This window comes from Roseovarius sp. MBR-6 (genome assembly GCF_040547525.1).
GTDB lineage: Bacteria > Pseudomonadota > Alphaproteobacteria > Rhodobacterales > Rhodobacteraceae > Roseovarius.
Genome location: NZ_JBEPPW010000003.1, coordinates 105838 through 127081 on the forward strand (window position 1 = coordinate 105838; position 21244 = coordinate 127081).

Sequence of the window (21244 nt, forward strand, 5' to 3'; positions counted from 1 at the left end):
GGCGATGAGTAATTTGTCGGCGGTTGGCACCGGCGGCAGGACCGCCGGTGCCGGGATCAAAGATCAGTGGACCGACCACACGGCCTGATCGTGATGCAGCGCGTCGAACTGGTAGATCCGAAGGCGGCGCGACGGCTCGTAGGTGAAGTTGACAATCACGTCATGCTCGCCCACGCCGTCGGTATTGACGTAATCCGCCGTCGGGATCATCAGCCCGCCCCAGGCACCGAACTGGTGCGGGCCGGGACCTTGCGGGTTGCCTGCCTGGCCCCGGAAGAGCGAGGCGGCGCCTTTGGCTTGGGCGTTGCCTTTGGCTTGTCCGGCGTTGCCCTTCGCAAGCACGGCATTGGCCTTGGCATTTACAACCGCGCTGTTGCCCGTGGCACGGGACGCGAGCGGCCCGACACTTGCCGATGGACGCTGCGCCGGGGGCACGGCGACCGGGCCACTTCCCGCAGTATGCACCCACCAGTGCACCCGACCGAAGGTAAAGAGCGGCCCCGCCCCGCCGACAGGCAGCGTGTTGTGGAAGGTATTTTCCCACCCGCGCAGCCCGCCGAAATCCACCAGAACATAGGTGTGCAGGAAGTAGTCACCGTTGAGCAGCTTGATCTTGAGCTGATCGCCGCGCTTGCTCCACTGCTCATCCTTCATGCGCACCTCGGCCCGGCCGTCATGGTCCCTGAGCTGGCCATACATCCGGTTGTTGAGGTAGACCACGGTCAGATCGTAATCGGGGTCCATGTCATAGCCGGTGGGCAGGCGGTTGCGGTTCTGCCAGTCCTCGAAGGCCTGACGGATCAACTCAGCACGCGCACGCACCGAAGAGCCGTTGATCAGGCCAAAGCTCGGGCGTTGGCCGTTCACGCCACCCAACTCGCTGAACATCCGCCACATGCGCTTGGCAGGAGCGGTGTCACCGATCTGGGCGATGGCATTAAGCTTGGTCTTCTGGTTCTGACGCGGGTTTTCACCAAAGACACGGATTTCCTCGGCGTTGCGCGGACGCCCATCGGCCAGAGGTGCAAGCACGTTCTCGGTCACCTGAACCCTGGGCGGGTGGATCCGCCAGCCCCAGTGATAGCTGAGGTTCCAGAACCGCGCCGGCGGCATCTTCATGTTGAGCGTGTATTCCTGACCCTCTTCCATCGGAAAGAAGGTCTGGTCCATGCCCACATTGGCGACGCGCGGTACAACGGTGCCGCCCATGGTCAGGTCAGGGCCGCCGATATCCGAAAGGTTGAGCTCGGACGGATCTTCATAGAACATCGTGAACGGCGCGAAATCCTCGTGGCCACGGTTGAGGATCTTTACGTTGTATTTGATCGTCCATTCCTCGTCGTTGACCACGGTCGGATCGACATAGGCCGTGTCCGACAGGACATGCGTGTCGAACCAGAGCTGGTTGATCTCGACCGTCTTGGTGACCGGATCAACCGATTTGGTCTTGAGCCCGCCCAGATAGTTCAGCAGCGGAAAGCCCTCATATTCCCGGCCCCGAAGCTCTCCGCGCAGCGTGTTGCCCTCGATGATATCGACCGCGTGCCGGGCAAGCTGACGAAGCTGGCCTGTGTTCACGCGCGCGGGGATCTCGTAGCAGAAACTGAACCGCGGCGTGCTGCGGCAGATGCGGCGCGGCTCTGACATGGCCTCGATCTGGTCGAGGATCCAGTCAAGATCATCGGTCGGCGAGGTCTTGTCGATGGTCGTGACCACCGGATCGTCGTGCAGGTTGTAGGGATTTTCCGGTGTCGAGGGCAGCGTGTTGGGGATCTCGTTGCCCCTGCAACTGCGCGCGTTCTCATACACCGTCGGGAGCAGGTTGGACGGGTTCGGCGAAAAGCTGTCCCCGTTCGGATAATCCGGATTTACGGGAAACACGTGCCCCCCGCTTGCCGTCGTGATCTCGGTCACCGTGGCCGCGCGCACAGGCGTGTCGTCCGGGTTTCTCAGCAACTCATACGTAACCGGATCGCGGGCCGCGTTGTCGCGGCGCGATTCAAGTTGCAACCGGGGCTGTTGACCGGAATTGAACATGTCGATGCAGGCCGCATTGAGCATCGACGGGTTCAGCGCCGGAGCGGGCACCGGTCCGAGGTCCTGCGACCAGGCGGGAAGGCCCCCGATCGTGGCCACGGCGGGCAGAGCCATCACCGCGGTCCATCTCATGGATTTGCGAAACATTTGGTTTGTCTCCGTTTCAAATGGCTTTCAGGCCCCGAAAATCCGGGGCCCGCAATCACACATCGCGGTTGTGGCTGCGCGGATCGCTGGCATTCAGCACGCGAGGCCCGGCCCGGCGCGGCTTTGCGCCCGGTTCCGGCAATGCCCCCGGCATCACCCAGGTCACGCGCTCGGCGGCATCGTCGGGGCGGATGTCATGAGGCATGGTGCCCCAAAGACCCACGCCGCCATTGCCGTAGAACACCACATCGACCTTGCGCTTGCCCGGCAGCGTCGCATGGCTCATGCGATACATCCGGAAGGCGAGATCGGCGCAATGCTGCGGCGTGCCGGTGAGAAAATGCCAGCCCTCGGGCGCGTTCAACTCGCGCGCATAGGCCGCCATGCGGGCAGGCGTGTCGTGCTTGGGATCGCGGGTGATCGAATACACGAACACATCGCGGCCCACCTTGTCGCCAAGTGCCTCGACCATCTTGCCCACATTGCGCGTGATCGGCAGATGGCCCTCATCGCGCAGGCTCATGAAGTGGAGCATCACCACCTTGTTCTCGATGAAGCCCTCGTAGAAGGCCATGCCGAGACCGTCCTGGTTGACCATCATCACATTCGGAAACGCGTGGCGCATATCCGGGTTGATGACGCCGCCACTGTCGACGGGGTTGCACAGGATTGGGGTGTCGTTGGGGCCGATATTGGCCGCGACCGCCCGAAGGCGCGCACGGGCCTCTTCGGCGGCTGCTGCCGCGCGTTCCTGCGACGATCCGGGCGTGGTGTAGAACCCCGCCGTCATCCCCGCAGCCGCCGCGACCGGCAGGCTCGCCATGAATTGACGTCTGTTGGTCATGTCTTGTCCTCTCTCTATCAGAGAAATCCCTAAGGCCTGCTCAGTCGCCCTGACCCGGCTCGACGATGTCCCAGCGGATCATCATCGCGTGGTCTTCATGAACGACGTTGTGGCAATGCATCACGTATTTACCCAGGAAGTCGCGCCAGCGGCCGAAGAAGGTCACCTCGTCGCCCGGTGCGAGCGAAACGACATCCTTGCGCGACCGCTCGATGGCCGAGGGCGGACGCCCGTTGACCTCGAGGATCTGGAACTCTTCGAAATGGGTATGCACGGGATGCGCCCAGGCACTGCCCTCGTTGCGGAAGGTCCAGATCTCGGCGCTTCCCTGCTCGATCTTGGCATCCACGCGGTTGGGATCCATCAGCCGCCCGTTCACCGTCCAGAGCCCGTTGTCGTAGTCAAAGACAAAGAGCCGCTTGCGGCGCACTTCGGACATGCGGATTTCCGGCAGCTTGCGCATCGTCGACGGGATAAGCGAAGGATCGTACACGTCGCCCGGTTGCGGCCGGAACTCGATCACGCCCATGGCCTCGTCTTCCGAGAGGGTGTAGCCGGTCGGCCCCGCGCCATCGTCACGGATTTCCATGCGGTTCATGAACCGGACCTTGTCGCCCGGCTCGTAGCGCGAGAAATCGACGATGATGTCGAACCGGTTGGCCACGTAGATCAGCACCTCGTCCATGACGAGCGGCCGCTCGAGCAGGTTGCCGTCATTGGTCAGCACGGTGAAGGTGTCGTTATAGGGCGCGCTGCCATCGCCGGGAATGACCCGCAGATAGATGCGATAGAGCCGCGATGGCCCGCCGTTGAGAACGCGGAAGCGATACTTGCGCCGGTCCACGTCAAGATAGGGCTGGATGATGCGGTTCACGGTGATCCGGTCGCCGATCATGCCTTGCGTGGTGTATTGCAGCCGGTTCGAGTCGTAGCTGTCGGGCGTGTCCTGCGAGTTGCCCACATCCACGGGTGCGGGCCGTGCCGCGACCGTCGGCGGCGTGCCGTCCGGCAGGAAGAAATCCCACCGTGCCTGACCCTCGGACGTGAACATCACGTCATGGATGATCAGCGGCACATCGTATTTGCCCGAGGGCAGACGGAAGGCGCGCGGGTTGGGATCGGTCTCGTCGCCCGAGTCCCGCTCGTCGAAGAGCAGATAGAACCCCGAAAGCCCGGCATAAACGTTGGTTGCCGTGAAATCGAGCCGGTGATCGTGATACCAGAGGGTATTCATGATCTCGGTGTTGTCATAGCTCCAGCCACCCGGAGAGCCTGCCGGGAAGTTGGCGTAATGGTGATCCCAGAATTCGCCGGGGTTGAAGAAATCCTGCGGAATTCCGTCGGATTCGGACGCGGTATGCGCGTTGTGCAGGTGGATCGTCGGCGAGGGCACGGCAAACTTGATCTGGCCGCTACCGACCGGCGGCAGCATGTTGTTACGGCGCAGGAAAACCGGCTCGCCATAGCGGGCGTGATAGGTCTCACCCGGCGTGATGCCATTGAAACCCCAGTGCCACGACCCTACCTCGGGATCACCGCCACGACCGACCACACCGGGCGTGCCATCGCCGTAAGGGGGCTGCCAGTGATATTTCCAGCGGAATTCGCTGATCGTCTCCTGGTAATGCTTTTGCGGGGTAAATTCGTCAAAGCGCTGGTGGCGCTCCGGATCGATCGGCGGATCATACGTCGCCGGGTCGATCGGTTGGGCCACGGGCATGATGTTGAGCGGTGCCGTGAACGGCTCCACATAGGGGCTCGGCTCCACCACGATGCTCGGTTGGAACGTGTCGGGGAACACAAGGCCCGTTTGCGGCAGCCCCTCTTCGGCACTGTCCGGCCATTGTTCGATCTCGACCGCGCCAGCTTGCGTTGCCGCAACGGTCGCGCCAGCCGCACCGAAGCCCAGCTTCAATGCATCTCTTCGTTTCATGCTTTGTCCTCCAGCAGAAAAAGCGTTTGAAATATGAACCAAGAGCAACGGCAAACCGCCACCCGCCCCGCGCCAGACATGCCGCGAGAGAGAAGGGCCGAAGCCCCATTTAGACCACAACCCCCTGCTCCAGCGCCGGGGCTTGTTATTTACAGATCGAGCAAGCGCTCGAGAGGTGGGGACAGGCCGGTAGGGTGAGTAATGTGTGGCCCGCGCACGCCCATGGGCGCACTGATTTTTGATCAATCTTCTGTGAGCTCGCGCTCCTTTTATGTCCGCAAGGCGGCCTTCATGATCGGCGAAAGAACACTCGAACAACCCGCCTTACGCCAATAATGCACCACATATTGTCGCACCTTTCAACGGTAACTTTTTCGTGATCGCATGTGATCATCTTTTTTCAGACCAATCACGGCGGCGTTACCGCACAAAATACCTATTATGAAAGTGATTTTTTAATTTGGAAGATTGTAGGAAACTCACTGATCACGCGGTTTGACACGTTATGTTTCAGGTCATCCGCCATTGGCGCATGTCAAGTGACATGGTCACTCAGCCGCGACCGGTGATCCGCACCGTGATCGTTCGCCGCTGACCGGCGCGCAGGATCTGGATTGTCAGCTCCTCGGCCTCGGCCAGCATGTCCTGCGCGCGCGCCAGCATCTCGGCATCGAGCACGGCATGGCCGTTTACCTCCAGGATCTTGTCGCCGCGACGCAGCCCGACGAGGTCATAGACCTGCCCCTCGCGCACCCAGAGGATTTCGGGCACCAGCTCTCCCTGGCCGCCATTGGGGGCCACCATCCGCACGCTGCCCGCGCGTCCCAGCACCCGGCGCATGTCGCGCCCGGCAAAGAGGCTGAACGGCACATCCGCACTCAACGGCGCGCCGTCGTCATTGCTGAGCACCCCCGCCAGAAGGCTCTGCGCGGTCTTGTCAAAGCCAATGAGGATCACCTCGCCGTCGCGCGACAGGCGCACGCCGTCCCCCTCGATGGCCAGCACCTCCTCGCCCGGTGCCAGACGGTCGCCCGCCCGCACGATCCGGTCTCCGCCGCTGCCCGCGAGGATCGCCCAGCCATCCGCCCCGCCCGCGACCAACCCGACAAGGCGATATGTGACCGGCGTGCGCTTGGGAGCCGCAGCTTGCGGTGGATCGGGCACATAGGCGTCAAAGAGCGGTGGCCAGTCCGGCGCAGTCTCGGGCAGGGCGGCGCGCGCCACCTCCTCAAGCTCGGCACCGATTTCGACCGGGGGGGGCGGCGCGGCCCGCGCGGCAAAAAGCGTCTGCCCGAGATGCCAGCCGCCATAGCCCAGCCCCCCCGCAGCCAGCAGGATCACGAGGCTGCTAGCGCGCATGGGGCCGCTCCTGCGCGCCCGGGAGGGCGGTGTATGACATCGCGAATGTAAAAACCCGGATCATGCGAAACAGCCTGAAGGAACGGGCACATCCTATCGTGACGCCGCACCGCCCCGCAAGCACTCGATCACCCCGCTCGGCGATGGCCCGGCGGCGGCAAGCGCCCCTCAGCGCGAATCCGGCGCACGGTGGCGGGCTCAAGGATGCGCTCCGGCAGGCGCGCCTCGGCCAGGCGGGCGCGGACGGCATCGAGGGATGGCCCAAAGATCCCGTTCGGGGCCACGCGCGTCGTTTTGCTGCGATAGGCCGGGGTGACGCGCGCGCATCCGTTACGCCCGCCCGGACCGCGCGCTCGATATCCATCTTGCTTTCCGACATGGCCCCGCCTCCGCGCAAGAGCAGAACCGCGGCCCCCCCCCGCCTCACGGCAGCGGTGCCACGCTCAGGGGCATCTCCCAGTCGCGCGGATCGCCGCCCTCGCCCTCGGGGCGGGCGAGCAGCACCTGCGCGTGAAAATGTCCGGTGGTCTCGACGCCGTCGGTTTCATGCCCCGCCGCGCGGGCGTTCAGGATGGCGCGGGCCTGCTCCTCGGGCCCCTCGAAACGGCGATGGACAAAGGGCGCGACGGGGAGCACCTCCTGCACCAGCCCGTGCCGCGCCAGCACCTCGGCCGCCGCCGCGCGCTCGTTGCCGCGAATGGGAGAGGTCATGACCCAGGGCTTGCGCGGCCCGCAAGCGCCCAGCACCCGGTCGAGCGCGCGCGGCATGAGCTGCGCCACCGAGCCGCATTCCACGATCATGTCCACCTGCCCGAGCGCGGCCGCAAGGCCGGGAGAGGGCGCGCCCGCCTCCAGATCCTCGGCATAGCCTTCGTCAAAGAGCCCGACCGCGCGCCCGTAAGCCACCGCATTGGGCATGATGTCGAGCCCGGTCACATGCAGGGGCGGCGCATGGCGGGGCAATTCTGCCAGCCAGGTCCGATCCCGCGCGATGACCTCGTCGGGCAGAGCGCCGTCGAAAGCGGGCGCGCGGTAGCGGGCCAGCACCTGCGCCAGCGTGACGTCGTGGCGCATCAGCAGCGTCACGATGCCGTAGCTCGACGCGAAATCGAGCAGGCGCGGCGTGCTCAGGCCCCGCGCACGGGCAAGCGCCACCAGCCCCGCCCTGAACGCTGTCACCGCATGATGCTGATTGCGATAGCCGAGCGCCTCCATCATGCGGAAATAGGCGCGGCAATCGGGCTGGTCATAGGTGTCGTCGAAGATCGTGACAAAGGCTTCGGCTTGCGGCTCGTCTGGCATGGTGCGGCGTCCTCATGACGGAATGGGCTTGGGCCAAGCTGCGCGCCAGACCGGGCAAATACAAGCAGCGAGGGGATTTTCTGTCACGCAGCGCACGCGCGCGTGATGCTCGGGCACAGATGCGGCCCCGCCGTGAAACATTGTTGCGCGCCGATTTACGGAATGTGAAGACCCGTGCGGCAACGTCATTTGCACGCAAGGTGTGTGGGCCGCATACTCGGCTGACATATTCCCAAGCCGCGAGGATCCGCCGCCATGGCCCAAGTCAGCGCACACACCCTGCCCGACACGTCGCGCGTGATGATGGGCGCGGGGCTTGCTTGGCTTGCGGTGGTGATCTTTGCCGCCGGTAATTCCATCGTCTCGCTGCTGGCCGAGATCGGGATGCAGAACCGCGTCATGGGGCGCAATGTCATCACCTATTGCAACCTGCTCTTCGTCGGCTCGCTTCTGTCCATCGTGCCCATGAGCTTCATGTTCTGGCGCGACTGGACGCTCGAGAACCTGCGCAAGCTCAGGCGCAAGCACTGGATGATTCTCACGCTCTCGGCCTTCCTGTCCTCGGCGCTGACGCCCGGCCTCTTCTTCTACGCGCTGGAAAAGACCACGGTGACGAATGTGGTTCTCGTGGGCCGGATAGAGCCGCCTCTTTTCCTGCTCGCCACCTGGCTGTTTCTGCGCGAGGAGTTCGAGCCATGGGCCTTTGTTGCCGGTCTCATCGCGCTCAGCGGGGCGGTGGTGATGCTGTGGATGAATGGCGGTGGCGGGATCGAGATCGGCAAGGGCGAGATCGGCGCTTTTCTGGCCACGCTCTCCTATATCGCCTCGACACTGGTCGCGCGCACCGGGCTGCGCGGCATCCCGCTCGGGATTTACGCAATCTATCGCACGGTGCTCGGTACGATCTTCTACTTCTTCCTTGCCATCTACCTGTTCGGCCAGGACCATTTTCAGGACGTGTTTCACCCGCTGGTCTGGGAATGGGTGTGGATCTATGCGGTCATCGTCGTGCTGGGCGGGCAATTCGCCTGGGCGCTGGCGCTCAAGCACGCGCGCTCTGGCGATGTGTCGCTGGCCACCTCGTTTTCCCCGGTGGCGGGCATCCTCATCGCCATGGTGCTTCTGGGCGAGGATCCGGGGCAGGGCCTGCTGCCGGGCGGCGCGATCATCCTTCTGGCCATCGGCATCGGCCAGTATGGGCGCCTCCGCTCGCGCCGGATACGCGAGGATTGCGTGACCAGGCGTCAGGCCGTCGAGCGCGCGCTCGAACATGAGGGCGAGGTGAATTTCAAGGGCGCGTGAGGGGCGGGGCCCGTCATCCTCCGGCCTGACCGAATGATCTCCCGGCCACGGTTCACCCGGTCTTGCCGCAGCACAAAACGCGGAACACCTCGCGCGGGGGATGCGCGCCGGTTAGTCCCAACCGCTCCAGCGCTTCCCGCTTGAGGGTGCCCCCTGCGCCGGTATCAACCCCGGTATCCGCCTCGAAATCCGCCGCGCCGGGCATTTCCCAGACCTCGACCGGCATAGAGGTGGCGACGCCGCAATGCGAGTTGCCGGGCGACACGATCACGCGCAGCCGCGCGGCATTGGCATGGGGCGCGTGATCCGGTGCCTCGGCCAGAGTTCCACGGCGATAGGTCGGAAAGCCCGCGAAAACAGCATCGAGCGTATCCCCGCCCGTCGCCAGATAGACGCTCACCCGCGCGCCCGAGATGAGCCGCGCCGCGATCAGGGCACCGGCATGGCGGACCGCCTCGGACTCGGTCCCGGCCAAAACCACAAGCTCCTCCAACAGCGCCAGCGGCTGCCGCGAGAGAAAGAAGGCGAGGATTTCCTCGGCCATGGCATTGTAATGCGTCACGTCGCGCGCATCGTGCTCGATCCGCCCGATATCGACCTCGGCCACCTCGGCACCTGCCGCGTGAACCCGCAACATCACGTCGAGATCGACGGCATAATCGCCGGTCAGGTGCGGGTGCGCGATCAGCGACCGGTCAAAGAGATAAATCCCGGTATTGGGCGCGCACAGCCCCCCCAGCCCCGGAAACATCAGCCGCAGCGCGGGGGCCACCAGAAGCCGGGTCATCGGCATGGTGTCTTGCGGATCGTTCCACGCCCCCTTGACCAGCCCCACGCCGGGCGCGCGCGCCTCGATCATGCGGGCAAAAAGCGCCGTGTCGAACCGGCCCAGATCGGCATCGACCTTCATCACCCAGTCATGCCGCGCCGCCGCCACGCCGCGCCTCACCGCGTGCCCCATGCCGCGCCGTGCCTCCTGCACCACGACAGCACCCGCGCCGCGCGCTGCCTCTGCCGTGCCATCGTCCGAGGCATTGTCGATCACCACCACCTCGGAGACATGGGCCATGGCGCGCATGGTGGCAACGACTTGCGTGATGGTCGCGGCCTCGTTTCGGGCGGGAATGATCACGCTGATCGGCTCTTGCATGGCGGCTCCTCGGGTTGGGTCCGACCCTAAGCCGAAGCGCCAGCCGCCACAACGGGCGCAGTCACACCGATAGCGTTGCCGTGATCGCGCGCGACCAGGCCGCGCATTTGCGCGCGCGGGTCTCGGCGGGCATCCGGGGCAGGAATTGCCGCTCAAGTGCCCAGCCCTTGGCGAACTCCGCCTGCCCCGGATAGATCCCCGCGCGCATCCCCGCCAGCCAGGCCGCGCCAAGCGCCGTGGTCTCGAGCACTTGCGGACGATCCACCGGCGCATCGAGAATGTCGGCGAGAAACTGCATGGTCCAGTCGCTCGCGCTCATGCCGCCGTCTACCCGTAGCACCGCATCGGCCCCCTGCCCCGCCCAATCGGCGCGCATTGCCTCGAGCAGGTCGCGGGTCTGGAAGCCCACGCTTTCCAGCGCCGCGCGCGCCAGTTCCGCAGGCCCCGTGCCCCGCGTGAGGCCAAAGATCGCGCCCCGGCAATCGGGCCGCCAATAGGGCGCGCCAAGCCCGGTAAAGGCGGGCACCAGCACCACCTCCTGATGCGGGTCGGCGGCATCCGCCAGCGGCTGCGTCTCGCGCGCCTCGCGGATGATCTTGAGCCCGTCGCGCAGCCACTGCACCACCGCCCCCGCGACAAAGATCGAGCCCTCGAGCGCATAGGTGGGCTGGCCGTCAAGCTGATAGGCGATGGTGGTCAGCAGCCGGTTTTGCGAGGTGACCGGCACCGTGCCGGTATTCAGAAGCGCGAAACAGCCCGTGCCATAGGTGGATTTGAGCATGCCGGGCTGAAAACACGCCTGCCCCACGGTCGCCGCCTGCTGATCGCCTGCAACGCCGAGAATGGGGATTTCGCGGCCAAAGAGATCGGCGCGGGTCACCCCGAATTCGGCGGCGCTGTCGCGCACCTCCGGCAGCATCTGCGTGGGGATATCCAGCAGGTCGCAGATCGTCGCGCTCCAGCGCCCCTTGCGGATGTCATAAAGCAGCGTGCGCGCGGCATTGGTGGCGTCGGTGGCGTGAACGCGCCCGCCGGTCAGCTTCCAGATGAGGAAACTGTCCACCGTGCCGAAGAGCAGATCGCCCGCGCGCGCCCGTTCGCGCGCGCCGTCCACATGATCGAGGATCCAGCGCAGTTTCGTGCCCGAGAAATAGGGATCGAGCAACAGGCCGGTGCGGGCGTTCACCATCGCTTCGTGGCCCGCGTCACGCAGGGATTTGCAGAAATCGGCCGTGCGCCGGTCCTGCCAGACGATCGCGCGATGAATGGCGCGGCCGGTGTGACGGTCCCAGACCACCGTGGTCTCGCGCTGGTTGGTGATGCCGATGGCGGCCACGTCCGCGCCGGTGATCCCGGCCTTCTCGATGGCCGCGCGACAGGTGGCGGCGGTGGTGGACCAGAGGTCATCGGCCTCATGCTCGACCCAGCCGCTATCGGGGTAATGCTGCGGGAATTCCTCCTGCGCGGACGTGACAGGCCGCATGGCGGCGTCAAAGAGGATCGCGCGGCTCGACGTGGTGCCCTGGTCGATGGCGAGGATATGGGTCATGGGGGGTCCGTCTTATTCACACGTCATTCCCGGGCGTGCCCCGAGGGTTTCCGATGTCGCCGTCATCCTCGGGCGTGACCCGAGTATCTCTCGTCGCCGTCATCCTCGGGCTTGACCCGAGGATCTCCCGACCAATAGACCATCCGGTCAAGCCGGATGATGACGCAGGCACCTGTCACCGGGGCGCGCAGGACGCGCGCGCCCCGGAACCTCTCGTTACTGCCAGGACTTGATCAGCTCGTCATAGGAGACGGTGACCGGAGCCTCGTCCTCGTTGTCGAGCTTGGCATAGGGCGCACCCGGCTGGCTGAACCAGTATTCGGCATCCCGCACCTCGTTCATCTTCGGGCCGATATCGCCCTGAACGCCCGCGCGCTCCAGCCGCTCCAGCACCCGCTCCTGATCGGCGCAGAGCGCATCGAGCGCCTCTTGCGGGGTCTTGGCCCCCGACATGGCGTCACCGATATTCTGCCACCAGAGCTGCGCCAGCTTCGGGTAATCCGGCACGTTGGTCCCCGTCGGCGACCAGGCCACCCGCGCGGGCGAGCGGTAGAACTCGATCAGCCCGCCAAGCCGCGGCGCGCGGTCGGTGAAGTGATCCGAGTTGATGGTCGATTCACGGATGAAGGTCAGGCCCACATCCGATTTCTTGAGATCGACCGTCTTGGAGGTCACGAACTGCGCATAAAGCCACGCGGCCTTTGCGCGGTCCACCGGGGTGGATTTCATCAGCGTCCAGGAGCCCGCATCCTGATAGCCGATCTTCTGGCCCTCTTTCCAGTAGACACCGTGCGGCGAGGGGGCCATGCGCCATTTGGGCGTGCCGTCCTCGTTCATCACCGGCAGGTCAGGCTGCACGGTCGCTGCGGTAAAGGCCGTATACCAGAACATCTGCTGGGCGATATTGCCCTGCGCCGGGATCGGCCCCGCCTCGGAGAAGGTCATGCCGGCAGCAGCGGGAGGCGAGTATTTCTGAAGCCACTCGATCGCCTTGGTGACGGCATAGACGGCGGCAGGCGCGTTGGTTGCCCCGCCCCGCGCCACGCAGGAGCCTACGGGCTGCGAGTTCTCGTTGACGCGGATGCCCCATTCATCGACCGGCAACCCGTTGGGCTCGCCCACGTCTCCCATCCCTGCCATCGACATCCACGCGTCGGTGTAGCGCCAGCCAAGGCTCGGGTCCTTCTTGCCGTAATCCATGTTGCCAAAGACGGCACCCTCGACGCCCAGATGCGACAGATCGCGCCCGGTGAAGAATTCGGCGATATCCTCATAGGCCGACCAGTTGACCGGCACGCCAAGGTCATAGCCGTATGTAGCCTTGAAATCCGCCTTGTTCTTGTCGTCGTTGAACCAGTCGTAGCGGAACCAGTAGAGGTTGGCGAATTGCTGGGTCGGCATCTGGTAGACCTTGCCATCCGGCCCGGTGGTGAACGACAGGCCGATGAAATCGTCCAGATCGAGCGTCGGGCTGGTCACGTCCGCGCCTTCCCCGGCGATCCAGTCGGTCAGGTTGCGCACCTGCTGATAGCGCCAGTGGGTGCCGATGAGGTCAGAGTCGTTGACATAGCCGTCATAGATGTTTTCGCCCGACTGCATCTGCGTTTGCAGTTTCTCGACCACGTCCCCCTCGCCGATCAGGTCATGGGTGACCTTGATGCCGGTGATCGCCGTAAAGGCAGGGGCAAGCACCTGGGATTCGTATTCATGGGTGGCGATGGTCTCGGAGACGACCTTGATCTCCATGCCCTGGAACGGCTGGGCCGCATCGACGAAGAATTGCATCTCCGCTTCCTGCTCGGCGCGGCTCAGCACCGACAGCCCCGCGATCTCGTTGTCGAGGAAGGCGCGGGCGGCCTCCATATCGGCGAAGGCGGGCGCGGCCATCAGGCCGAGCGAGACCATCGCCGTGGTGGTTGTCAATCTCAAGTTCATGTTGTCCTCCCTTATGAACTCATAGTCCGGTGGTATTGGCCCCTCACACCCAGCGGAACACCGCCGCAGCATAGAGAAGGCAGACGATCAGCGCATAGGGTTGATTTGCGCCGACAAGCCCGAGCCAGGCCAGGTTGATGAAGGCCGAACCCAGAAGCGTGATGAAGAGCCGATCCCCCCGCGTCGTCTCGATGCGTAGCACGCCCATGCGCGGGGTCTCGGGGAATTTTATCGCCAGCACCGTGAAGGTGATGAGCAGGGCCGCGATCACCATGAAGAAGATCGCCGTGGGCCATGTCCATGCCATCCATGACAGGTCCATCAGTCAGGCCCTCCCTCTTGTGCAAACCGTCATCGTCCGGCTTGACCGGACGGTCTCTTTGGTCAGAGATCCTCGGGTCAAGCCCGAGGATGACGGCCAAGTGGTTTCCACGTCATCCTCGGGCTTGACCCGAGGATCTCGTGCAATCGCACAAACCATATCTACGCGCCGCCTATATCCTCCCACAAGTCCCGCCAGCCGGGATTGCCCGTCTCCACAAGCGCGATCTTCCAGTCGCGATACCAGCGCTTGAGCGCCTTTTCCCGGCGTATCGCCTCGCATGGCTCGCAATGCGGCTCGAACCAAACAAGGCGCGTAAGATTGTATCGGTCGGTAAATCCCGGCAACGCGTGGGTGCGATGCTGCCAGATGCGGTGCACAAGATGGCCTGTCATGCCGATATAGAGCGTGCCGCGCGGCTTGTTGGTGACGATATAGACGGCTGGTGTTCGTGTCATGGCATGGGTCAAAGCGCGTTTGGCAAGAGATCCTCGGGGCAAGCCCGAGGATGACATCGCCACGGGGGGCACCGTCATCGTCCGGCCTGACCGGACGATCTCGACGGCCGGAGATCCTCGGGTCGAGCCCGAGGATGACATTGAATTGGTTAACAACCCGTTCCATCACACCCTCCCCAACGCGAAACCCTTGGCAATATAATTGCGCACGAACCAGATCACCAAGGCCCCCGGCAGGATCGTCAGCACCCCCGCCGCCGCGAGCACCCCCCAGTCGATGCCCGCCGCCCCTTGGGTGCGGGTCATGATCGCGGCAATCGGCTTGGCGTCGACGGTGGTCAGGGTGCGCGACAGCAACAGTTCGACCCATGAAAACATGAAGCAGAAGAACGCCGCCACGCCGATTCCGCTCGCGATCAGCGGCGTGAAAATCTTGACGAAGAAATGCCCGAAGGAATAGCCGTCGATATAGGCGGTCTCGTCGATTTCCTTGGGCACCCCGCGCATGAACCCCTCCAGAATCCACACCGCCAGCGGCACGTTGAAAAGCGTATGCGCCAGCGCCACCGCGATATGGGTGTCAAACAACCCCACCGAGGAATAAAGCTGAAAGAACGGCAGCGCGAAAACGGCCGGAGGGGCCATGCGGTTGGTCAGCAGCCAGAAGAACAGGTGCTTGTCGCCCATGAAATTGTAGCGGCTGAACGCATAGGCCGCAGGCAGCGCGACGGCCACCGACAGCACCGTGTTCATCGTCACGTAGATGATCGAGTTGACATAGCCCATATACCAGGCCGGATCGCCCAGAATGGTGCGGTAATTGTCAAGCGTGAGGGTCTCGGGCCAGAGGGTGAAGGTATTGAGGATCTCGGTATTGGTCTTGAGGCTCATGTTCAGCAGCCAGTAGATCGGCAGCATGAGGAACAAAAGGTAAAGGGTCATCACCCAGTTGATGCGGGGACGATGTGCCATCACTTGCCCTCCCGCTTGTCGAGATTGGTCATCACCGTGTAGAACACCCAGCTGACCAGCAGGATCACCAGAAAATACATGATCGAGAAGGCCGCCGCCGGGCCAAGGTCGAACTGCCCCAGCGCCATCTTCACAAGGTCGATGGAGAGGAACGTGGTGGCATTGCCGGGCCCGCCGCCGGTGACGACGAAAGGCTCGGTATAGATCATGAAACTATCCATGAAGCGCAGGAGAATAGCGATCATCAGCACGCCCATCATCTTGGGCAGTTCGATAAAGCGGAACACCGCCCAGCGGCTCGCCTGATCTATGCGCGCGGCCTGATAATACGCGTCGGGGATGGATTTGAGGCCGGCATAGGCCAGCAGCGCCACCAGCGAGGTCCAGTGCCAGACATCCATGACGATCACCGTCACCCAGGCGTCAAACGTGTTCTGCGTATAGTTGTAGTCGATGCCCAAAGCGGCCAGGGTATGCCCCAGAAGGCCGATATCGACGCGGCCAAAGATCTGCCAGATGGTGCCCACCACGTTCCACGGAATCAGCAGCGGCAGCGACATGAGCACGAGACAGACCGAAACCCAGACGCCGCGCTTGGGCATGTTGAGCGCGATGAGCACGCCAAGCGGCACCTCGATGGCAAGGATGATGGCCGAAAAGATCACCTGCCGTTGCAGTGCCGCCCACATCCGTTCCGAGGCGAGCATTTCCTCGAACCATTCCAGCCCCGCCCAGAAGAACTGGTTATTGCCGAACGTGTCCTGCACCGAATAGTTGACCACGGTCATGAGCGGGATCACGGCGGAAAACGCCACCAGAACCAGCACCGGCAGCACAAGGAACCACGCCTTCTGATTGGTGGTCTTTTCCATCAGGCGGCCTTTCCCTTATTCCTTTGACAACGGTATCCGTCATCCTCGGGCCTGACCCGAGGATCCCTCCGCCAAGAGATCATCCGGTCAAGCCGGATGATGACATCACGATTAATTCCGTCATCCTCGGGCTTGACCCGAGGATCTCCGCCCGAAGTGATCCTCGGGTCAAGCCCGAGGATGACGTCCGAAACCCGTGCCATCATGATGCCGCCTCCAGGACCTGTTCAGGCGCGATGCGCCAGTCATCGACATAGACATTGACGGCCTCCGGGGCGAGGCGCGCGCGCAGGCCATGGGCGGGCAGGGCGGCCCCTTCGGGCAGGATGGCGTTGATCGGCAGCCCGTCGAAATCGAGCCGCGCGATGCGGTGTCGGCCCACATCCTCGATCCGCCTCACGCGGACCGGCAGCCCCTCGCCGCCAAGCGAAACGAATTCGGGGCGCACGCCGATTTCCACCCGGCCTTCGGGCCGTCCATAATCCCCGCCGAGCGCCACCGCGTGCCCCGCCACCCGCGCGCGCGTTCCCTCGACCTGCGCGGGCAGAAGGTTCATGCCCGGAGAGCCGATGAAATAGCCCACGAAGGTATGCGCGGGCCGCTCGAACAGCTCCTCTGGCGTGCCCACCTGCACCACGCGGCCCTCGTGCATCACCACCACCTTGTCGGCGAATGTCAGCGCCTCGGTCTGGTCATGCGTCACATAGATCATCGTGTGGCCGAACTCGTGGTGCAGCGCCTTCAACTGCGTGCGCAACTCCCATTTCATATGCGGGTCGATCACCGTCAGCGGCTCATCGAAGAGAAGCGCGTTCACATCCTCGCGCACCATGCCCCGGCCAAGACTGATCTTCTGCTTCGCGTCCGCCGTCAGCCCCCGCGCCTTGTGGTCAAGCTCGGCCTCCATGCCGATCATCGCGGCAATCGCCTGCACCCGCGCGGCGATATAGCCCGGCTCGGCCCCGCGATTTCGCAGCGGAAAGGCGAGGTTCTCACGCACCGTCATGGTGTCGTAGACCACCGGAAACTGGAACACCTGCGCGATATTGCGCGCCGCCGTGGGCTGATCGGTCACATCCTGATCGCCAAAGAGGATGCGCCCGCGCGAGGGCCGCAAGAGGCCGGAAATGATATTGAGAAGCGTGGACTTGCCGCAGCCCGACGCACCCAGAAGGGCATAGGCCTCGCCGTCACCCCAGACATGGTCAAGCTGCTTGAGCGCCCAATCCTCGTCGGTCGCGGGCTTGGGCAGGTAGCTATGCGCCAGATTATCAAGCGTGATCTTTGCCATCGTCCCCCCTCAGGCCGCCTGCGCATAGGCAGCCGGTGCCACCAGCGCGCCATCCGGCCCGAACACGTAAACATGCGCCGGATCGAGCCAGACCCGCAGCATTGCCCCCAGTTCCAGATCGCGCACCCCGTGGATAAGGCCCACCCAGCGTTGGCCGTGATGGTCGAGATGCACGAAGGTCTCCGAGCCGGTGATCTCGGTCACATTGAGCCGCGCCTCGAATTCCATCGCGTGGCCCTCGGGGCGGTCGATCGCCAGATGGTTGGGGCGGAACCCGGCCAGATAATCGCCATCGGCCAGCCCCGCCAGCGTGCCGAGTGCCGCCACCTCCTGCCCGTCGCCAAAGCCGATCCGGTCGCCCAGCTTGGTCACCGAGAGGAAATTCATCGGCGGATCGCTGAACACGCGCGCGGTGGTGGCGTCGCGCGGTTGGCGATAGACCTCGGGCGTCGGCCCGAACTGCGTGATCCGCCCCTCCCAGAGCGTCGCCGTGTTGCCGCCCAGCAAAAGCGCCTCCTCCGGCTCGGTCGTGGCATAGACAAAGATCGCGCCCGATTCCTCGAAGATGCGCGGAATCTCCAGCCGCAATTCCTCACGCAGCTTGTAATCGAGATTGGCCAGAGGCTCATCGAGCAGCACCAGCCCCGCCCCCTTCACCAGCGCCCGCGCCAGCGCACACCGCTGCTGCTGCCCGCCCGACAATTCCAGCGGCTTGCGCTCCAGCATGGGCGTGAGCTTCAGCATCTCGGCGGTCTGCCTCACGCCCACGTCGATCTCGGCCTTCGACTTGCCTTGCAGGCGCAGCGGCGACGCGATGTTCTCGTAGACCGTCATCGAGGGGTAGTTGATGAATTGCTGATAGACCATCGCCACCGCGCGATCCTGCACGCGCATGCCCGTGACATCCTTGCCCTGCCACAGGATACGCCCCGAGGCGGGCACATCCAGCCCCGCCATCAGCCGCATGAGCGAGGTCTTGCCCGAGAGCGTCGGCCCCAGAAGCACGTTCATCGTGCCGGGCGCCAGCGTGAGGTCGGTCGGGTGGACATGCACCTGCCCGTTCACGACCTTGGAAACCCCTTGAAGCGTCAGCGTCACGCCCGCGCCCTCCCTGTTTGTCCCGCGTCCGCCAGCATCCAGTCGTCAAGCGCAGCAATCTGGGCCTTGGTCATCTTCAGCCCCAGCCGCGTGCGCCGCCAGACCACATCCGCCGCCTCGCGCGCGTATTCGTGGCGCATCTGCCAGCGCACCTCCGCCTCGGTCAGCGTGGCGCCGAAGTCGTGGCCCAGATCGGCGGGCACCTTCGCCGCCCCCAGAATCTCCGCCGCCTCCGTCCCATAGGCCCGCACCAGCCGCCGCGCATGATCCGCCGACAGGAACGGATAGGCCTGTGCCAGACTGTCCACCAGCGCCCCGAACCCGTCAACGGCGAAATCCCCCCCCGGCAGCGCCACCCCGGCCGTCCAGTCCCCGCCCGCCCGCGGAAAATGCGGCGCAAGCCGCGCCAGCGCCGCCTCGGCCAGCCGCCGGTAGGTCGTGATCTTGCCGCCGAATACATTGAGCAGCGGCGCGCCTGCCGTCTCGTCAAGCGACAGCACGTAGTCCCGCGTCGCCGCCGTCGCCGATTTCGCCCCGTCATCATAGAGCGGGCGCACGCCGGAATAGGTCCAGACGATATCGGCCTCGGTGACGGGACGCTTGAAATACTCGCTGGCGAAGCGGCACAGATAGGCCGCCTCCTCGGGGGTGCAGTCCGGGCGCGTCTCGGCATTCTCATGCTCGGCATCGGTGGTGCCAATGAGGGTAAACTCGCCCTCATAGGGAATGGCGAAAATGATGCGCCCGTCAGAGCCCTGAAAGAAATAGCATTTGTCATGGTCATAAAGCTTGCGGGTGACGATGTGGCTGCCGCGCACCAGCCGCACGCCTTCGGTGGAATTGAGCCGCAGCACCCCACCGATCACATCGCGCACCCAGGGACCCGCCGCGTTCACCAACGCGCGCGCCTGCACCACCTCGCGCGCGCCACCCGCCTCCAGCGTGATCCGCCAGACATCGCCTGCGCGCTCGGCGGCGATCACACGGGTGCGGGTGCGAACCGTCGCACCCCGCGCCTCGGCATCGCGCGCGTTGAGCACGACAAGACGGCTGTCCTCGATCCAGCAATCGGAATACTCGAACGCGCGCGCGAACTTGTCCTTGAGCGGCGCGCCCTCGGGGCCGCCCTTCAGATCGAGCGTGCGCGTCGCGGGCAGGATCTTGCGCCCGCCCATGCTGTCATAAAGCCAAAGCCCCAGCCGGATCAGCCAGGCGGGCCTGCGCCCGCGCATCCAGGGCATGACCATCGACAGCAGGCGCGATGTGGGCGTCTCCGCCTCGAAGCGCATGTCGCGGTGATAGGGCAGCACGAAGCGCATCGGCCAGGAGATATGCGGCATGGCGCGCAAGAGCACTTCGCGCTCCACCAACGCCTCACGCACGAGGCGGAATTCGAAATATTCGAGGTAACGCAACCCGCCATGAAAAAGCTTGGTCGAGGCCGATGAGGTGGCCGACGCCAGATCGTTCCTTTCGGCGAGCATCACCGACAGGCCCCGCCCCGCCGCGTCGCGCGCGATACCGCATCCGTTGATGCCGCCGCCGATCACGAAGAGATCAAGGGTATCGCTCTCGACACGCTCCAAGGTTCGATCCTTCTTCCCGGCTGCTTTGAAAGCAAACGAAGCACCTTTCAGACATTACAGTCAAGAACGAAAGTTCGTTTTATTTCCTTTCCGCATGAAAATCACAGATGAATAGGCTTTCGCAACATGCTGATGCCCTCCGGCACCCCGCTCGGCAAGCATCGGAAAGGCAATGTCACGTCAAACGACAGAAAATGTCCCGAATCGCGCGCGTGCGCTTGCACGCGGCACGAAACCGAACATAATCGAACAACACACCAAATCAGGCCCGCCATGTCCCAGACCTTTCGCCAACCCGATATCCTCGAGATCGCCCGCACCGAGGGCAAGGTCATGGTCGAGGACCTCGCCGAACGCTTCAGCGTCACCGTCCAGACCATCCGCCGCGACCTCACGGAACTGGCCAACGCGGGCAAGCTCGAGCGCGTGCATGGCGGCGCGATCCTGCCTTCGGGCGTCACCAACATCCTCTACGAGGAGCGCCGCCGCCTCAACGAGCCCGCAAAACTGGCGATCGGGCGCGCCTGCGCGGCGGCCATCCCCGAGGATTGCTCGATATTCCTGGATATCGGCACCACGACCGAGGCAGTGGCGCAGGCGCTCATCGACCACCGCAACCTGATGGTGGTGACCAACAACATGAACGTGGCGCGCATCCTCTCGGCCAATCCCGATTGCGAGATCGTGCTGGCGGGCGGCGCGCTCCGGCGCTCCGATAACGGGCTGGTCGGCCACCTGACCGCGCGCGCCATCGAGAATTTCAAGTTCGACCACGCCATTCTCGGCTGCTCGGCGCTCGACGAGGACGGCGACATGCTCGATTTCGACATCCAGGAGGTGCTTGTGGGCCAGACCCTGCTCAAACGCTCGCGCGAGGTGATGCTGGTGGCCGACACCTCCAAGTTCCAGCGCAGCGCGCCGGTGCGCATCGGCTCGCTGCGCGACGTGGACCGCGTCTTCACCGACGCCCCTCTGCCGCCCGCCCTGACCGAGGCTTGCGCGACATGGAACACCCAGATCCATGTCTGCCGGGAAGACGCCTGACCCGCCGCTTCTTCTGGCCTGAAATATCCCGGGGGAGTCGCGC

17 protein-coding genes are annotated in these 21244 nt (G+C 64.4%); 2 read left to right on the forward strand and 15 right to left on the reverse strand.

Annotation, left to right across the window (positions count from 1 at the left end; all coding sequences use genetic code 11):
* Positions 1-63: 63 nt before the first annotated feature.
* The 5 genes from ABIE57_RS05065 to ABIE57_RS05085 all read right to left on the reverse strand — a co-directional run bounded on the left by ABIE57_RS05065 (position 64) and on the right by ABIE57_RS05085 (position 7622).
* A complete protein-coding gene (locus ABIE57_RS05065) occupies positions 64-2169 on the reverse strand; it encodes a hypothetical protein (RefSeq protein WP_354537924.1) in 2106 nt (701 codons plus the stop codon).
* Positions 2170-2239: 70 nt separating this feature from the next.
* Positions 2240-3028 carry an SCO family protein gene (locus ABIE57_RS05070; protein ID WP_354537925.1) on the reverse strand — a complete coding sequence of 263 codons (789 nt, stop codon included), beginning with the start codon at positions 3026-3028 and terminating at the stop codon, positions 2240-2242.
* Between the two features lie 40 nt (positions 3029-3068).
* On the reverse strand, positions 3069-4961 hold the full coding sequence (locus ABIE57_RS05075) for a multicopper oxidase family protein (protein WP_354537926.1): 1893 nt from the start codon (positions 4959-4961) through the stop codon (positions 3069-3071).
* 552 nt (positions 4962-5513) lie between these two features.
* A complete protein-coding gene (locus ABIE57_RS05080; RefSeq protein WP_354537927.1) occupies positions 5514-6320 on the reverse strand; it encodes a PDZ domain-containing protein in 807 nt (268 codons plus the stop codon).
* A gap of 423 nt (positions 6321-6743) precedes the next feature.
* Positions 6744-7622: a hypothetical protein gene (locus ABIE57_RS05085; RefSeq protein WP_354537928.1), complete on the reverse strand. Its 879-nt coding sequence runs from the start codon at positions 7620-7622 to the stop codon at positions 6744-6746.
* Positions 7623-7877: 255 nt separating this feature from the next.
* Here ABIE57_RS05085 and ABIE57_RS05090 point away from each other — a divergent pair, with 255 nt between their 5' ends.
* On the forward strand, positions 7878-8924 hold the full coding sequence (locus ABIE57_RS05090) for a DMT family transporter (RefSeq protein ID WP_354537929.1): 1047 nt from the start codon (positions 7878-7880) through the stop codon (positions 8922-8924).
* Between the two features lie 52 nt (positions 8925-8976).
* Here ABIE57_RS05090 and ABIE57_RS05095 read toward each other — a convergent pair whose 3' ends face one another.
* The 10 genes from ABIE57_RS05095 to glpD all read right to left on the reverse strand — a co-directional run bounded on the left by ABIE57_RS05095 (position 8977) and on the right by glpD (position 20157).
* The gene (locus ABIE57_RS05095) at positions 8977-10074 is read right to left on the reverse strand and encodes a glycosyltransferase (protein WP_354537930.1); all 1098 of its coding nucleotides are present in this window, start codon (positions 10072-10074) and stop codon (positions 8977-8979) included.
* 61 nt (positions 10075-10135) lie between these two features.
* Positions 10136-11623 carry a glycerol kinase GlpK gene (gene glpK, locus ABIE57_RS05100; RefSeq protein WP_354537931.1) on the reverse strand — a complete coding sequence of 496 codons (1488 nt, stop codon included), beginning with the start codon at positions 11621-11623 and terminating at the stop codon, positions 10136-10138.
* 216 nt (positions 11624-11839) lie between these two features.
* Positions 11840-13558, reverse strand: a complete 1719-nt coding sequence (locus tag ABIE57_RS05105) for an ABC transporter substrate-binding protein (RefSeq protein WP_354537932.1) — start codon at positions 13556-13558, stop codon at positions 11840-11842.
* Between the two features lie 43 nt (positions 13559-13601).
* Positions 13602-13874: a DUF2160 domain-containing protein gene (locus ABIE57_RS05110; RefSeq protein WP_354538187.1), complete on the reverse strand. Its 273-nt coding sequence runs from the start codon at positions 13872-13874 to the stop codon at positions 13602-13604.
* Between the two features lie 167 nt (positions 13875-14041).
* Positions 14042-14338 (reverse strand): GIY-YIG nuclease family protein, encoded by a 297-nt coding sequence (locus ABIE57_RS05115; protein ID WP_354537933.1) that lies wholly within the window; start codon positions 14336-14338, stop codon positions 14042-14044.
* A 165-nt stretch (positions 14339-14503) separates the two neighbouring features.
* Entirely contained in the window at positions 14504-15310 is an 807-nt protein-coding gene (locus tag ABIE57_RS05120; RefSeq protein WP_354537934.1) for a carbohydrate ABC transporter permease, read from the reverse strand.
* Entirely contained in the window at positions 15310-16182 is an 873-nt protein-coding gene (locus ABIE57_RS05125; protein ID WP_354537935.1) for a carbohydrate ABC transporter permease, read from the reverse strand. The genes ABIE57_RS05120 and ABIE57_RS05125 overlap by 1 nt, the downstream gene beginning before the upstream one ends.
* A gap of 202 nt (positions 16183-16384) precedes the next feature.
* Complete coding sequence (locus ABIE57_RS05130; RefSeq protein WP_354537936.1) at positions 16385-17473, reverse strand: ABC transporter ATP-binding protein; 1089 nt, start codon at positions 17471-17473, stop codon at positions 16385-16387.
* Between the two features lie 9 nt (positions 17474-17482).
* Positions 17483-18571: an ABC transporter ATP-binding protein gene (locus ABIE57_RS05135; RefSeq protein ID WP_354537937.1), complete on the reverse strand. Its 1089-nt coding sequence runs from the start codon at positions 18569-18571 to the stop codon at positions 17483-17485.
* Entirely contained in the window at positions 18568-20157 is a 1590-nt protein-coding gene (gene glpD / locus ABIE57_RS05140) for a glycerol-3-phosphate dehydrogenase (protein WP_354537938.1), read from the reverse strand. The genes ABIE57_RS05135 and glpD overlap by 4 nt, the downstream gene beginning before the upstream one ends.
* A 273-nt stretch (positions 20158-20430) precedes the next feature.
* Here glpD and ABIE57_RS05145 point away from each other — a divergent pair, with 273 nt between their 5' ends.
* The gene (locus ABIE57_RS05145) at positions 20431-21201 is read left to right on the forward strand and encodes a DeoR/GlpR family DNA-binding transcription regulator (protein ID WP_354537939.1); all 771 of its coding nucleotides are present in this window, start codon (positions 20431-20433) and stop codon (positions 21199-21201) included.
* Positions 21202-21244 lie beyond the last annotated feature (43 nt).

Excerpts from the sequence above, each read along its gene's own strand:
- ABIE57_RS05065 (WP_354537924.1), bottom strand. The coding sequence starts at position 2,169 with ATGAGATGGACCGCGGTGATGGCTCTGCCCGCCGTGGCCACGATCGGG.
- ABIE57_RS05070 (WP_354537925.1), bottom strand. The coding sequence starts at position 3,028 with ATGACCAACAGACGTCAATTCATGGCGAGCCTGCCGGTCGCGGCGGCT.
- ABIE57_RS05075 (WP_354537926.1), bottom strand. The coding sequence starts at position 4,961 with ATGAAACGAAGAGATGCATTGAAGCTGGGCTTCGGTGCGGCTGGCGCG.
- ABIE57_RS05080 (WP_354537927.1), bottom strand. The coding sequence starts at position 6,320 with ATGCGCGCTAGCAGCCTCGTGATCCTGCTGGCTGCGGGGGGGCTGGGC.
- ABIE57_RS05085 (WP_354537928.1), bottom strand. The coding sequence starts at position 7,622 with ATGCCAGACGAGCCGCAAGCCGAAGCCTTTGTCACGATCTTCGACGAC.
- ABIE57_RS05090 (WP_354537929.1), top strand. The coding sequence starts at position 7,878 with ATGGCCCAAGTCAGCGCACACACCCTGCCCGACACGTCGCGCGTGATG.
- ABIE57_RS05095 (WP_354537930.1), bottom strand. The coding sequence starts at position 10,074 with ATGCAAGAGCCGATCAGCGTGATCATTCCCGCCCGAAACGAGGCCGCG.
- glpK (WP_354537931.1), bottom strand. The coding sequence starts at position 11,623 with ATGACCCATATCCTCGCCATCGACCAGGGCACCACGTCGAGCCGCGCG.
- ABIE57_RS05105 (WP_354537932.1), bottom strand. The coding sequence starts at position 13,558 with ATGAACTTGAGATTGACAACCACCACGGCGATGGTCTCGCTCGGCCTG.
- ABIE57_RS05115 (WP_354537933.1), bottom strand. The coding sequence starts at position 14,338 with ATGACACGAACACCAGCCGTCTATATCGTCACCAACAAGCCGCGCGGC.
- ABIE57_RS05120 (WP_354537934.1), bottom strand. The coding sequence starts at position 15,310 with ATGGCACATCGTCCCCGCATCAACTGGGTGATGACCCTTTACCTTTTG.
- ABIE57_RS05125 (WP_354537935.1), bottom strand. The coding sequence starts at position 16,182 with ATGGAAAAGACCACCAATCAGAAGGCGTGGTTCCTTGTGCTGCCGGTG.
- ABIE57_RS05130 (WP_354537936.1), bottom strand. The coding sequence starts at position 17,473 with ATGGCAAAGATCACGCTTGATAATCTGGCGCATAGCTACCTGCCCAAG.
- ABIE57_RS05145 (WP_354537939.1), top strand. The coding sequence starts at position 20,431 with ATGTCCCAGACCTTTCGCCAACCCGATATCCTCGAGATCGCCCGCACC.